12 protein-coding genes are annotated in these 14,217 nt (G+C 66.1%); 8 read left to right on the forward strand and 4 right to left on the reverse strand.

Annotated elements, in window-relative coordinates; all coding sequences use genetic code 11:
* Window positions 1–197: 197 nt before the first annotated feature.
* The 5 genes from HCU76_RS30605 to HCU76_RS30625 all read left to right on the forward strand — a co-directional run bounded on the left by HCU76_RS30605 (window position 198) and on the right by HCU76_RS30625 (window position 6,232).
* Complete coding sequence (locus HCU76_RS30605; protein WP_218511350.1) at window positions 198–1,913, forward strand: SpoIIE family protein phosphatase; 1,716 nt, start codon at window positions 198–200, stop codon at window positions 1,911–1,913.
* Entirely contained in the window at window positions 1,910–4,387 is a 2,478-nt protein-coding gene (locus tag HCU76_RS30610) for a response regulator (RefSeq protein ID WP_218511351.1), read from the forward strand. The genes HCU76_RS30605 and HCU76_RS30610 overlap by 4 nt, the downstream gene beginning before the upstream one ends.
* A gap of 713 nt (window positions 4,388–5,100) precedes the next feature.
* A complete protein-coding gene (locus tag HCU76_RS30615) occupies window positions 5,101–5,559 on the forward strand; it encodes a hypothetical protein (RefSeq protein ID WP_218511352.1) in 459 nt (152 codons plus the stop codon).
* A gap of 141 nt (window positions 5,560–5,700) precedes the next feature.
* Window positions 5,701–5,943 (forward strand): phage tail protein, encoded by a 243-nt coding sequence (locus HCU76_RS30620; RefSeq protein ID WP_218511353.1) that lies wholly within the window; start codon window positions 5,701–5,703, stop codon window positions 5,941–5,943.
* A 76-nt stretch (window positions 5,944–6,019) separates the two neighbouring features.
* Window positions 6,020–6,232 carry a hypothetical protein gene (locus HCU76_RS30625; protein ID WP_256354589.1) on the forward strand — a complete coding sequence of 71 codons (213 nt, stop codon included), beginning with the start codon at window positions 6,020–6,022 and terminating at the stop codon, window positions 6,230–6,232.
* Window positions 6,233–6,380: 148 nt separating this feature from the next.
* Here the strand turns inward: HCU76_RS30625 and HCU76_RS30630 are convergent, their stop codons facing one another.
* The 3 genes from HCU76_RS30630 to HCU76_RS30640 form a co-directional block, all read right to left on the reverse strand.
* On the reverse strand, window positions 6,381–7,172 hold the full coding sequence (locus tag HCU76_RS30630) for a hydroxyacylglutathione hydrolase (protein WP_213959134.1): 792 nt from the start codon (window positions 7,170–7,172) through the stop codon (window positions 6,381–6,383).
* Window positions 7,173–7,297: 125 nt separating this feature from the next.
* A complete protein-coding gene (locus HCU76_RS30635; protein WP_218511354.1) occupies window positions 7,298–7,789 on the reverse strand; it encodes a VOC family protein in 492 nt (163 codons plus the stop codon).
* A gap of 28 nt (window positions 7,790–7,817) precedes the next feature.
* Window positions 7,818–8,492 (reverse strand): glutathione S-transferase family protein, encoded by a 675-nt coding sequence (locus tag HCU76_RS30640; protein ID WP_218511355.1) that lies wholly within the window; start codon window positions 8,490–8,492, stop codon window positions 7,818–7,820.
* 173 nt (window positions 8,493–8,665) lie between these two features.
* Between HCU76_RS30640 and HCU76_RS30645 the strand changes: the two genes are divergently transcribed.
* The gene (locus HCU76_RS30645) at window positions 8,666–9,277 is read left to right on the forward strand and encodes a LysE family translocator (protein WP_213959131.1); all 612 of its coding nucleotides are present in this window, start codon (window positions 8,666–8,668) and stop codon (window positions 9,275–9,277) included.
* A gap of 314 nt (window positions 9,278–9,591) precedes the next feature.
* The gene (locus HCU76_RS30650) at window positions 9,592–10,422 is read left to right on the forward strand and encodes a hypothetical protein (protein WP_218511356.1); all 831 of its coding nucleotides are present in this window, start codon (window positions 9,592–9,594) and stop codon (window positions 10,420–10,422) included.
* 68 nt (window positions 10,423–10,490) lie between these two features.
* Here the strand turns inward: HCU76_RS30650 and HCU76_RS30655 are convergent, their stop codons facing one another.
* Complete coding sequence (locus HCU76_RS30655; protein WP_218511357.1) at window positions 10,491–11,519, reverse strand: AraC family transcriptional regulator; 1,029 nt, start codon at window positions 11,517–11,519, stop codon at window positions 10,491–10,493.
* A 161-nt stretch (window positions 11,520–11,680) separates the two neighbouring features.
* Here HCU76_RS30655 and HCU76_RS30660 point away from each other — a divergent pair, with 161 nt between their 5' ends.
* On the forward strand, window positions 11,681–14,185 hold the full coding sequence (locus HCU76_RS30660) for an alpha/beta hydrolase fold domain-containing protein (protein ID WP_218511358.1): 2,505 nt from the start codon (window positions 11,681–11,683) through the stop codon (window positions 14,183–14,185).
* Window positions 14,186–14,217: the final 32 nt, after the last annotated feature.

Here is a 14,217-nt window from a genome sequence, read left to right on the forward strand (position 1 = left end):
CGTCGGCCACTGTACCGCATGCCATGGGGGTCGACGGCCGGTGAGAACGTCCGCGGGCAAGACCCGCTCTGGCCAAACCCACCCCCGCACACGAATTGCATCCATCTCCGAAAAGGAGCCCAATCCGCACTCGCCTCGCCGACGCCTGCGCGGGTGGGCGACCTCTTGGGAAACTGCAACCTGCACGAGCGGATGTGATGAACCTCGACCCTGCCCCTCCCGTCGCCCTCGTGGTGGACGATGAGCCGGTGACTCGCCTCATGGTCAGGCGGGCACTGGAAAACCTTGGCTGCTCCCCCGTGCTGGAGGCCGCCGACGGCATCGCGGCGCAGCAAGTCCTGCGCGCGCATCCGGACGTCGCCCTGGTGCTGACCGACATCATGATGCCGCGCATGGACGGCCTGGAACTGCTGCGCTGGGGACGACAGGCCGTGCCGGATGCCACGTGGATCGTCCTGTCGGGGCTGGAGACCTTCGACTCGGCGCTGGCCGCGATCCGGCTCGGCGCATTCGACTTCCTGCCGAAGTCGCCGCAGACCGAGGAGATGGGAGTCGCGGTGCGCAACGCGCTCGAGCGACGCCAACTGCTGGCCGAGCGCGAGCGCCTGCACCTCGCGTTGCAGCGCAAGGTGCGCGAACTCGAGGAGACTTCCGAAGTGCTGCGCCGCGACCTCGAGCGGGCCGAGGTGATCCAGCGCGCCCTGCTGCCGCGCAGCCCGCCGCCCATGGAAGGCTATTGCATCCACGCGGTGTACCGCCCGGGGCAGCATGTGGGCGGCGACCTCTACGACGTGGTCCGGCTGGGCGAGCGGCACCTCGCCTTCTACCTGGCCGACGCCACCGGCCACGGCGTGACCTCGGCGATGCTCTCGGTGCTGTTCAAGCAACGGCTGGTGCTGGCGGACCCGGCGACGGGCCTGGCGCTGCCGCCGGCTGAAGTGCTGGCCGCGGTGAACCGCTCGATCTGCGAGGCGCACGCTGCGCCCGGCCTGTTCCTGACGGCCGTCTTCGGCCTGCTGGATACGTCGGATTCCAGCCTCACGCTGGCATCGGCGGGCCATCCGCCCGTGCTGCACGCGCGCGAGGGCCAGGAAACGCGGATGGTCCGCCGCACCGGTCCGGCGCTCGGGCTGGCGCCGGACTCGCAGTTCGGGCAGGAGCGCCTGCAACTGCTGGCGGGCGACCGCATCCTCCTCTATACCGACGGGCTGCTGCCGTCCGGGTCGCAACGCGAGCTGGAGCTGCTGCAGGAGGTGCTCGTCAACCCGCTGTCGAGCGCGCAGGAAATGATGGCGCAACTCCATGCCAGCGCACCGGCGGGCGCGGACCGCGACGACGTGACCATCCTGCTCATCGACGCCCACGCCGGCGCCTCCTGGTTCGATAACGGCGCGGAACTTCCAACAGCAGCGGCGGCTGCAACAACCTGCACGCCGCGGCCCGAGGGCGACGAGGTGGTGTTCTATGGCGAGACGGACCATGCCGCCTGGCTCGCGCTGCGCGGGCGCGCCACCTGGATGCACTGCGACGCCTTCCATGAAACCGCCCTGACCGTGCTGGACGAAGGACGGCCGCTGGTGCTGGACCTGTCCGGCTGCGAATACATGGACAGCACCTGGCTCGGCACCGTGCACGAGCTGGTCGCCCGGGGCGGCGTGGTGCTCGCGGGCGTGACGCCGATCGTGCACGGCCTGTTCGAGGAGCTGAGCATGCAGCAGGTGCAGGCCGCGATCCGCGACGACATCCCCGCCGGCCCCACGCTCTACGCGCTGGGCGCGGGCGGCGACCTGGCGTCTGTGCAGAAGCGCATCCTGCAGGCGCACGAAGCCCTCTCCGCGCTCAGCGAACGCAACCGCGAGGAGTTCAGGGAGGTGGTCGAGTCGCTGCGCAGCGAACAGGAAGGATCGCGATGAGCACCGCCGCCATCCGCGTGCTGCACCTGGAGGACGACCCGGACGATGCGCAGCGCATCCGGGCGACGCTCCAGGAGGAAGATCTTGCCTGCGACATCGCCTGGGTGCGGACCACGGAAGACTTCGTCGCCGCCCTGCAGCGGCAAGCCTTCGACCTGGTGCTGTCCGACTATGAAGTCGGCGGACTGGAGATGCCGCGCCAGGTGCGGCAGCGGTGGCCGGATCTTCCGCTCATCGTGATTTCGTCCGGCCTGATGACCGAGGAAGAAGCGGTCGAATGCATGAAGGCCGGCGCCACCGACTACGTCCTCAAGCTACGCGTGCGGCGGCTGGGTTTCTCGGTGCGACGATCGCTCGCCGAACAAGGGCAGAAGGCGGCGCTGCGCCAGGCGGAACACGACCTGCGTGCCCTGAACACCGAGCTGGAGGCCCGCGTGCACACACGCACCGCCGAGCTGGAAACTGCCAACGCGTTCCTCAACTCGGTCATCCATCACATCCCCTATCAGTTCATGGTCAAGGACGCGGTCGACCTGAAGCTGGTGCGCGTCAATCGCGCCCTCGAGGAACTGACCGGGCTCAGCGAGAAGGAGCTGATCGGCAAGACGGTGCACGAGTACGTCGGCACCAGGGAGGAAGCCGACTTCTTCACGGCCAAGGACAAGGAGGCGCTGGCGCTGGGCCGGGAAGTGGACATCCCCGAGGAGACCCTGCATGCCAACGACGGCAGCGTGCGCGTCCTGCATGCGAAGAAGATCCCGATCCTCGACGAGACCGGCAAGCCGCGCTTCCTGCTGACCATGTCGGAAGACGTGACCGAGCGGAAGAAGAAGGAGCGCGAGATCGAGCAGCTGAACGCGGCCCTGTCGCAGCGCAGCGCCGAGGTGGAAGCCGCCAACCGCGCCAAGAGCACCTTCCTGGCCACCATGAGCCACGAGATCCGGACGCCCATGAACGGCATCCTGGGCATGCTGGAACTGCTGAGCCTGACCGAGCTGGATGCCGAGCAGCGCGAGACGCTGGGGCTGGTGCGCGAATCGAGCCGCTCGCTGCTGCGCATCATCGACGACATCCTCGACTTCTCGAAGATCGAGGCCGGCAAGCTGGAGGTCCGCCCCGAGGTGGTCTCGATCAAGCGCCTGATCGAGGAGGTGCAGAGCATCTACCTGGGCAATGCAAGCAGCAAGGGGCTGATCGTGCGGCGCATGGTCGACCCGCGCATCAGCCCGGCGCTGCGGGTCGATCCGGTGCGCCTGCGCCAGATCCTCAACAACTTCGTCAGCAACGCGATCAAGTTCACGGCCGAGGGCTGGATCGACATCAACGTGCAATTCCTGGGGCGCAAGGACGGACAGGAAAGCCTGCGCTTCGAGGTGAAGGACACCGGCATCGGCATCTCGCCCGAGAACCAGCAGCGCCTGTTCCAGCCGTTTACCCAAGCCGAGGGCGACGAGGCGCGGCGACGGCCGGCCGGCACCGGGCTGGGACTGGTGATCTCCCGCCAACTCGCGCACATCATGGGCGGCTCGATCAGGCTGGACAGCGAGCCCGGCAAGGGCTCGACGATCACGCTGGAATTGACCTTGCCCGTCGCCGAGCCTCCCTCGGGCAGCAGCGCCGACGGCGCGGGCGCGCCCACGGTCGCGACGGCCGCGCGCCGCGTGGCACCCGGCACCGCGCAGGCCGAGGCGGAAGGCACCCTGGTGCTGCTGGTGGACGACCACCCGGTCAACCGCATGCTGATCGCACGCCAGGTGCGAACGCTGGGCTATGCCGCCCAGACCGCCGACGACGGGGTCCAGGCCCTCGCGTTGTGGAAGACCGGTCGCTTCGGACTGGTCATCACCGACTGCCACATGCCCCACATGGACGGCTACGAACTCGCGCGCGCCATCCGTGCGCTCGAAGCCGGCACGGGACAAGCGCGCGTGCCGATCATTGCCTGCACCGCCAACGCGCTGCAGGGCGAGGCCGAGACCTGCCTCGCCGCGGGCATGGATGATTTCCTGGTCAAGCCACTGGAACTGGCCCAGCTGACCGAGAAGCTCGATCGGTGGCTGCCGCTGCCTCGCGCGCCCTCGCCGCCCGGCGCCTCTTCAGCCGGCGGCGCGAGCCCGGAGGCCGCCCTTCTCGACAGCCCGATAGACCACGCGCTCCTCACCGCGAAATGCGGTGGCGATGCGTCGATGGTGAGCGAGGTTGTCGCAGCCTTCCGGCGCACATGCGAGGACGACTCGGCCGGACTCCGGCAGGCGCTGGCCACCGACGACGTCCCCCAAGTCACGCAGTTCGCGCACCGCATGGCGGGCGCCAGCAAGATGGTGGGCGCACTCGCATTCGCAACCGCTTGCGGGAACATTGACAGGGCCAGCCGCGTCGGCGATTGGGAGGCGGTTCTGGCCGCGATGCCGGCGTTCGAGCGCGAGCGGATGCGGTTGGCGGAGTACTTCGAGGGGCGGGAGCAGACAGCTTGAGCGCCTGCCCCTCCTGTCGTGCCATTCATAGCGAGAAGTCCGGGGTTGTGACGGGCAATCCGGCCGTGACGGTGTGATCGGCGCGGTTTCTCGATTTCCGAACTGTCTCTGATCTGCGCTCCGCATCCCGCTGCCAACAGGTCTGATCCCATAGGTCTTGGGATAGCGTTCTTGCGGCCAGGCATCTGCCCGGCTGTTTGACTCAAAGGGAGTAAAAAAATGGCAGAAGCTACAGACGCAGACAACGCAGCAGTCCGAGACCTCACAACGATTTCTTCAAGTTCGCCGCAGTTCCAGTGCCATGGGATGGCGTCGTCGACGATGGAGTGGCAAACGTCTTCGCCAACATGTACAGGGAGACGGTGAAATGCTCCAACGCAATGGCTTTGGTTCCAACGCCAGCCATGGGACCGACCAACATCAAATGGCTGGCGACACAGTTGGGTGGCGCAATCTTCAGCACAGCGCGAAGCAAGTTGGACATCAAATGCGCGCGGAAGGTCGTTCATGATTACCGAACCGATTTCGATATGGCACGCATGGGTGTTTCATCGCTGAGGTTTGCGCGGTGGTCCTGAAGTCTGCTTGCGTTGGCGCTCTGTGGGCGCTCGCTCGCTGCGGGGGCATCCCATGCCGCAACCCTGCGCACGCAGGAGTGGCCCGCGCCGCGTCACTGCGGCGACTGCGTAGGCTTCCAGTTCGGACGCCTTGAAATGCAGTTGCCGCGGTCGCAAGTCAGCAAGATATTCATCACGGGCAATGAATCTCCCTCGGTCGGCTTTGTGCCCGCGGGCGGGGATGAACGCGCTTCCTATAGCTGGCTGACACTGGACCATGCCCGCTTGCGCGACAGGCACGCGAAGCTGGGCCTGCTGGAGAAGCACCCCATCACGAGCCCCGAAGGCTATCTGGACGCGCTGGGCACTTCACCCGCCTCGGATGACGCGCCCCTGCAACTTGCACGCAAGGCGGAGCGCATCCATCGTGCAAAGAGCTTCACCAAGACAACGAAAGGCGGCTTGGCCGTCTATTTCGTGGATGCCGCGGAACCTGGGGACCGGCGGCTGTATTTTGCGATCCGCGGGGATGACTCGCTCTACGTGCTGGCTGGCGCCTTGCCGCGGACATTCGTGAACGCGCTGCTTTCCAGTTTGCGTGTGAAAGACCCCTGACCGCACGCCTCATGCCGCCTTCGGGTGGCGGCAATTCTGCCTCTTGCCCGGGCCTGTGCGAACGAGGTATGCCCTCGCAAAATTCCCTTGCTGATCACCTCGCAGCAGTAGCATCCCCCGCCACTCCACAAAGGACTCACCATGGACCCGATCCTCGCGTCGATTCAGTTGTTCGCCTTCAATTTCGCCCCACTGAACTGGATGGTGTGCGACGGGTCCCTGGTTCCGATCAGCCAGCACGCGGCTGTCTTCTCGCTGGTGGGCACGACGTATGGCGGCGATGGCATGACGAACTTCGGCTTGCCCAACCTGAAGGGCAAGGAGCCCGTTCCCGGTTCCGTCTTTTGCATCTGCATGCAGGGCATCTTCCCGCAGCGCCCGTAGTTGCCCGCAACGCCGGCCTGCTCCGGTACGATGCGGGCAGCCCTCCCTCCGTATCCGCCTGACCCTCACCGGCCTCATGAACTGCCTCCTCAAGTACCCTGCCCTCGTGTTCGGAATCGCCCTCGCCGGCTGCGGCGTGGTGCCGAACGACGTTATCCACCTGCGCGACGGCAACCTGCGCGCGTCGACCTACAACGGGGCCTCCACCTATTGCGAGCAAAAGCAGTTGAATGCTCGCATGCTGGGCAAGGCGCCGGGGGACACCGGCGTCGATTTCCGTTGCGAGTGATAACAGGCTCAGATCCGATGCAGCGCAGAAGGTGTGAAGATTCCGTAGCGAGGGCGCCGAGGTCGGGTTGAGGAGCGGAACCGTACTCACGTACGGTGAGCACCGCAGACCCGAGATCGGCGTCCGCAGTAGGAAGATTCATACCTTCTCACCACTTGTTGCGCAGCTCGCGCAGCTTGACGAACACCGTCTTCGCATCCGGATGCTCCGGCAGATCCGGAAACTCCGCCCGCAGCACCGCGATCACGCTCGGGCTGGCCAGGCGCAGGAAGGTGTTGAACTGCTTCTCCTCCTGCATCGTCGTCACGCGGGCCTTGGCCGGGTCCTGTGCCGCCACCTCGGGCAACAGCGCCTTCGCAGCCGCGTTGTCGGGCTCGCGCGCCAGCGTGAAGCGCAGGTTGTTCTCGATGTAGTCGTGGCCCGGATACACGCGGGTGTTGGCCGGCAGCTTCGCGAGCTGGTCGACGAAGGTGCTGTACAGGCTGTCCGCGCTGCCGCCGTTGTGGACGTTGCCGGCGCCAGCGTTGAACAGCGTGTCACCGGAGAACAGCGCCGGCTGCTCGGTGTGGGAGCGCAGGCAGATGTGGCACATCGTGTGGCCGGGCGTGTCCATGCACTCCAGCTCGACCGTCTTGCCGACCTTGATGATGTCGCCCGCCTTCACGCCGCGGTCCACGCCTGCGATGCGCGAGCCCGACTGGTGATGCGCGATGACCTTGGCGCCCGTTGCCGCGACCACGGCCTCGTTGCCGCCGGTATGGTCGTGGTGCTCGTGGGTGTTGAGGATCTGCGTGATGTCCCAGCCCTTGTCCCTGGCTGCGGCCAGGCACTTCTGGTGGTCCAGCGGGTCGATGGCCAGCGCCTCGCCGGTCTCGGGGCAGGCGATCAGGTAGTTGTAGTTGCGGTAGGCGTTGCCGGTCCAGATGCGCTCGACGATCATGGGGTTGTGCTCCGAATTTGACGGCGATCATGCCATCGGGTGGGGTGCGGTGCACGTGTGGGGCCCGACCCTCACCCCAACCCTCTCCCCGGAGGGGAGAGGGAGTCAGACGCGCCCCTCGCCACTCAGGCAGGCGTGCCAGTCTTCGCGGCCGTCCAATGCTCCAGCTTCTCGCGCGCGCCATTCTTCGCCGGGTCCATCATCTCGTCGTGGTTGGCCCGCTTGGCGCACAGCTCGATCACGTAGCCATTGGGGTCGCGGAAGTAGATCGAGTCGATGATGCCGTGGTCCGACGGGCCGCGGCATTCCATGCCCTTTTCGCGCGCCTTGGCCATCATCGGCTGCAGCACCTCGGTGCCGACCTCCAGCGCGATGTGCAGGTCGAAGTCGTGCTGCGCCTTGAACTCGAAGGGCATGTCGTCGACCTCGAAAAAGGCCAGGTGTGAGCCGTCGTCCAGCCGGTAGAAGGTGTGCAGCGCGTGCGTCTCGCGGCCGGTCTTGGTCTGGCCCAGTTCCAGGGTGGTCACCAGCGGAAGGCCCAGGAAGTCTTCATAGAAGGCGCGCGTCTCTTCCGAGTCGCGGCAGCGGTAGGCGTTGTGATGCAGCTTGCGGATCATGGGGCACTCCTTGGATTGAACGGCGCGCTCAGACGGCCAGCATCGGCTTGCTCTTGAGCGAAGCCGCATAGCCGTCGATCACTTCATAGACCTTGGCCCAGCTCTTGAGCGCTTTCATGCGGCCGAGCCAGGCCTTCACGTTCGGGAACGCGGCGAGGTCGCTGCCGATCACCTCGGCCAGCGCCACGTAAGACACGGCGTGGTAGTCGGCGATGGTGATGTCGTCGCCGCACAAATACTTGTTGCCTTTGCCCAGCACGTTTTCGTCCAGCACCTTCAGCCAGCCTTGCGCGCGTTCGCGACCGCGCTCCAGCGTCGCGGCCTGGGCCTCGTCGCTGCGGCGCTTGTGGGTGTCGAAAATCTGCGGGTAGACCAGGCCGTAGACCAGGTCGATGCACAGCTGCGTGTTGACCCAGTCCATGCGCTCGTTGACGCGAGCGCGCTTCTGCAGGTCCTTCGGGTAGGCCGGCGAATCGATCTTGTCGGCCAGGTACTTGAGGATGGCCGAGTTCTCGGTCAGCACGAAGTCGCCGTCCTCCAGCGTAGGGATCAGCTTGTTCGGGTTGAGGCCGGTGTATGGCGGCTTCACGTGCTCGCCGGTGAAGATGTCGACCACCTGCATTTCCAGCGGAATGCCGCTCTCCGCGGCGAACAGCATGACCGGGCGGCTGGTGGTGGAGATCGGGTGGTAGTGGAGCTTCATGGGTGTTTGCCTCGCAATAGTTGCCTGTGTCGTCCGCGCCCGGCCAGACAATAGGCGCTGCCGCAGCGGCTGTCCATGCGCACTGCCGCAAATCGTCGAGCCGCGCGAAAAACGAAGAACCGCCCCATGCCGCGAACGAACGCGCCGCACGACAAATTACCGACAATCCAGCCATGACCCTTCACACCTGGTTGCTCTACCTCGTCGCCGCCACCGGCCTGTCGCTCACGCCCGGCCCCAACAGCCTGCTCGTGCTCACCCACGGTGCGCTGCACGGCCATCGCAAGACACTCTTCACCGTAGCGGGCGGCGCCATCGGATTCGTGGTCCTGATTGCGTTGTCGATGCTCGGCATCGGCGCGCTGCTCCAGGCATCGGCGCATGCACTGATCGTGCTCAAGTTCATTGGCGGCGCCTACCTGATCTGGCTCGGTATCCAGCTCTGGCGCGCACCGGCCATCCAGCTGCGCGCCGATGCCTCGACCGCCGACACCCGCGGCGCCACGATGTTTCGCCAGGGCCTGCTGACGGCCGTCTCCAACCCGAAGGCCCTGCTCTTCTACGGCGCCTTCCTGCCGCAGTTCATCGATCCGGCCCGCGAACTGGCCCCGCAGCTCGTGATCATGGCGGTGGTGTTCGTGACGATCGAGGTGATCGTGGAATACCTTCTCGCGCTGCTGGCGCACCGCATCCGGCCTTGGTTGGAGCGCGCGGGGCGCAACTTCAACCGCGTCTGCGGCGGCATGTTCGCGGCAATGGGCGTGGCGTTGCCGATGACCCGGTAGTCGGCTTGGTGCGTCGCGCGGGGTCCATTCGGCAACCGGTCGCAGGCGCAGCGTTGGAAGTGATCTGACCTGCGCGCAATCAACGCGACCGCACAACTATTACGTTTGCTTCCGCCAAAACTGGAACTCTTCGAACAAAAAGCAGAGCGATGCAAGTTGAGTGGCGCGATGCGCCACTTTCCTCCCACGGATGGGTGAGCCACCGGCCCCGCCGCTCTTTCACAGTTCACCCGCCTTGCCTAGACTGAATTGCTGCCTTGAGGGAACGCTCTCCAGGCACCGATCAAGTCGCCATTTCAAGGAGGTGAAACACCATGTCCACTGTTCGCGACAACGCACGCAAGCTGCTCGATTCCGTCCTGCCCGGCAACACGGTCATCACATCGAACGGCGCGACGGCTTCCAAGTACACGGAGATGACCGGGCTCTCGCAGAAGGTCATGTCCGACAACTGGGCCAAGGGCGGCATCATGACCGGCTGCAACGGCTTCACCGGCTGGTACGGCGCAAAGATGGGCTCCAAGACCTACCTCGGCGGCTTCGACCTGGAAGGGATCGTGAAGAAGGCCGGCAAGCCGGGTTCATGGGTGCTGTCGAGGCAGAACAACCGGCCCGCGTACGGCGACATCCTGCGCCATGCCTCCTTCCACGTGGACGTGTGCCTCGGTTTCGATGGGGATGTGCTGCTGCGCGCGGCCGGCGGCCAGGGTGGCAAGAGCATGGGCTGCGACGTGATCAAGCGCGTGCGCGGCACCGGCCCCTATGACTTCAAGAAGCTGGTGGGCTGGATCGATATCGACACCTACTTCGATGCCGCTACATCGCCCTCCGCCGGCGACGCCGCGATGTCATGGCTGTACGGCTGGTGGAAGGTCTGGGACGGCAGCGACTATTACTACTACTTCTTCCCGAACGGCAGCGTGCAATACACCAGGACGCAGCCCACTTCGGGTTCGCCGCCGCCGGCGCATCCGCTGAACACCGGCACTTGCACCTATGCGGCGCCCGCCACGCTGGTCATCGACTGGAACCCCATGGACGGCGGCTCGACGCGCGAAACCTTCTACAACGCATATGCCCGCGCGACCAGGATGAACGCGACCTCGAACCGCTATTCGCCGCTCGTCGCCACCCGGATCAACTGAAGCCGATGACAAGGCGGGCTGGCTGATTTCTGCGCCGCGACTTCGCTTGACAGATCAAGGGCCGCTCGTCACTTCGTACCCCGACGAAACGCACCGGGCGCAACACCGAACCAGCGCTTGAACGCCTGCGAGAAGCTCGAAAGATCCGCAAACCCAAGCCGCTCGGCAATCTCGTTGAGTGGCAGCGCCTCATCCGCCAGCAGCTCTTTCGCCATCGCACCGCGGGATGCCGCCAGCAGTTCCCTGAAGGAAGTTCCTTCGTCCTTCAGGCGGCGCTTCAAGGTCCGTTGACTGGTGTTCGTGTGGCTCGCCAATGCTGCCAGTTGAGGAAGGGCACCGCCGGTCGTCGCGTCGAGATACTGCTTGATCATTCCCGCGGTTCCCAGACGCGATCGCCTTTGCTCGATGAGTTGGGCGCACATCTGTTCGCACATCGAGACCGTGATGGGATTCGCCTGGGGCAAGCGCCGCTCCAGGAAGCAGCGCCTGAAAACCAGGCTGTTCAACCTGGCGCCGTAGTCAGGGGCGATGCCAAGGATGCGCTGCGCATCCGCCGCAGCGCTCGCCGGTTGCTTGCCGCTGTGCCGCAGCGTGAACCTCGACATGCGGAAGTCCTGCCCCGCAAGCTCCTGCATCAGCACGGCGGCCGCGGCCATGTCCCTTTCCACGAGGAAGGTCCTGACGCTGTCCTCGAGATCAGGCTCGCCGAAGTTGAGCATGCAAAGGTCGTCGTCTTCCAGATGGAAGGTGATGAACGTGAATGAAAACGTGAGCGAGATGAAGCGCAGGGCCAGCGCGATGGCCTCGCCCATCGTGGCGCTGCTGATCAGCCCGTAGCCCCACATCCCGTAGGTGGAGAAGTGATAGCGCGCTCCGACCTCGATGCCCAGTCCCGCCGGTCCTTTGAGCTGGCGCAGCAGGTTGCGCGCCACACACAGTTCCTGCGTGGCCGAGAGTGACACCTTGGGGTCGGCCAGTTGCGCCATCGACAGGCCGGTGCGCGCGAGCAACTTGCCCGCCTCGACGCCGCGCGCGCGCCCGAAGTCCACCAGCAAGCGTGCGCTGGCGGGGCTGCGGTTGAAGTCCCAGAAGCTCATGCGGGCTTACCCCAGGGGGCGTCGAGTTTGGCCCAAATAATAAAGTCGATGTCCTCTTCCGCCATTGGTGCATTCCCCCGCGGGCCGCACCATCGGCATCACTTGATCCATCCACGCAAACGGCTCAAGCACATCACCAACCCCCTTCCGGAGACGAGATCATGCGCAAGAGTTTCGAGGACAACCTGGACAGCCGTGGCACCCCAGACGCGAACCCCCATCGCGAAGCAACGCCGCTGGCGGCCCTCATCGTCGGCACCGGCTTCGGCGGCATCGGCATGGCCATCGCGTTGCGGAAAGCGGGCGTGCGCGACTTCCTCATCGTCGAGAAGTCGCACGATGTCGGCGGCGTCTGGCGCGACAACAGCTATCCGGGCGCGGCCTGCGACGTGCCCTCGCACCTCTATTCCTTTTCCTTCGAGCCCAACCCGAACTGGACCCGGGTGTTCGCGCGCCAGCAGGAGATCCACGCCTACCTCCGGCACTGCACCCGCAAGTACGACCTGGCCGACCACATCCGTTTCGGCGCCGAGGTCGCACAGGCGCGCTATGACGAAGCGCAAGCACTCTGGCACGTCACGCTGGTCGACGGCACAATGCTCAGCGCGTCAATGCTCATCAGCGCCACCGGCCAACTGAGCCGCCCCGCGATCCCGAAGATTCCCGGCATGGAGGACTTCAAGGGGCGCACCTTCCACTCGGCGCACTGGGACCACGGCTATGCGCTGTCCGGCAAGCGGGTGGCCGTGGTCGGCACTGGCGCTTCCGCCATTCAGTTCGTGCCTGCGATCGCGGACACGGTGCGCCAGCTGACGGTCTTCCAGCGCTCGGCCGCCTACATCATGCCGCGGCCGGACCGCGCCTATGCGGGCTGGGAGAAGGCCTTGTTCCAGTGGATTCCGGGCGCCATGAAACTCCACCGCGCGAGCATCTACCTGCGCTACGAATCGCGGGCCATCGCGTTCACGCGCTTCAAGAGCCTGATGAAAGTGGCCGTCGGCCTTCCGTTCCGCCGGCTGCTCTCGAAGCAGGTGCCGGATGCCGCATTGCGCGCCCGGTTGACGCCGGACTATCCCATCGGATGCAAGCGCGTCCTGCTGTCCGGCGAGTACCTGGCGGCGATGAGCAAACCCAACGTCGAACTGGTGAGCGAAGGCATCCGGCGCGTGACCGCGGACGGCATCGAGACCACCGACGGCGTGCATCACCCGGCCGACGCCATCGTGTACGGCACGGGCTTCGCTGCCACCGAGTTCCTGTCGCCGATGCGCATCACCGGTCGCGCAGGGCTGGAGCTCAACGAGGCCTGGAAGCGCGGCGCGCACGCCTACCTCGGGCTCACCGTGCCCGGCTTCCCGAACTTCTTCATGCTCTACGGGCCCAACACCAACCTGGGCCACAACTCCATCGTCTACATGCTGGAGAGCCAGATCGCCCACGTCATGCGATGCCGCAAGGCGATGCAGGCAGCGAATGCGGGAACGATCGAGGTGGACGAGCAGCGTCATCGGCGCTTCAACGTGCATATCCAGCAGCGCCTGCGCGACACGGTCTGGAACGGGTGCAAGAGCTGGTACGTGGATGCGACCGGCCACAACAGCACCAACTGGCCGGGCTTCACCGTGTCCTATCGCATGCTCACGCGCTTCTCGAGCTTGCACGCCTACCGGTTCACGCAGGCCCTGGACCGTCCGGCGGGCGCCGCCGCGGGGATCCGGGTTGCCGCGCCCACGGGCCTTCTTGAAACGCTCAACGCGGCCTTCCTGCGCGCATTCCTTCGCACGAGTTTTCGCTCGCTGATCGGACCGCCCTTCGGCGCCCGCACGCAAAGGCTTGTCGTGAGCCTGCTCTCGCCGCTGATGCCCGGCGTTGGCGGCGTGGACCGCAAGCGCGGCGAGGCCCACGGCGTGCCGCTGGAAGTCGTCACGCCGAAGGGGGCCGAAGCAGACGCCGCCATCCTGTACCTGCACGGCGGCGCGTTCTGCCTGGGCAGTCCGGGCACGCACCGCAGCATCACGACGCGGCTGGCGAATGAATCGGGAATGGCTGTCTGGGTGCCGGACTATCGGCTGGCCCCAGAGCATCCGTATCCCGCGGCGCTCGACGATGCGCTGGCATGCCATGCCGCCCTGCGCGCCCAGGGCTTCCCGGCGGACCGGATCGTCGTCGCGGGCGACTCCGCCGGTGGTGCGCTCGCGTTGGCGCTGGCCCTCGCGCTGCGCGATCGTGGCGACCCCGTCCCGGCCGGCTTGCTGCTGATCTCGCCCGTTGCCGATGCCAGGCTGCAAGGCGCCACGCTGAAGTCCCGCCGCAACGACGACCCGATGATCCGCGAGGGCTGGCTGCAGCAAGGCATCGACTGGTACCACGGTCGGGCCGGTGCCAGCGGCGGCCCGCTGGAGGCGGACCTGCGCGGCCTGCCGCCCATGCTGATGCAGGTCGGCGACCAGGAGTTGCTGCTGTCCGATGCCACCCGGCTGGCGGACCGCGCGGCAAGCCACGGCGTGCCATGCCGGCTCGAAGTCCACACGGCGAGATGGCACGTGTTCCACCTCCAGGCCTTCTACCTCCGCTCGGCCGTGATGGCCTTGCGCACCCTCGCAGGGTTCGCGCGAGAACGCGTGGCGGCCGGCGGTGTCGCGGTGCCTGTCGGCGCCACGTCCTGAGTGTCGAAGCGCGTATGCAGAGGGGGCGGATC

The sequence above is a fragment of the Variovorax sp. dw_308 genome, assembly GCF_019207085.1.
Lineage (GTDB): Bacteria > Pseudomonadota > Gammaproteobacteria > Burkholderiales > Burkholderiaceae_C > Variovorax.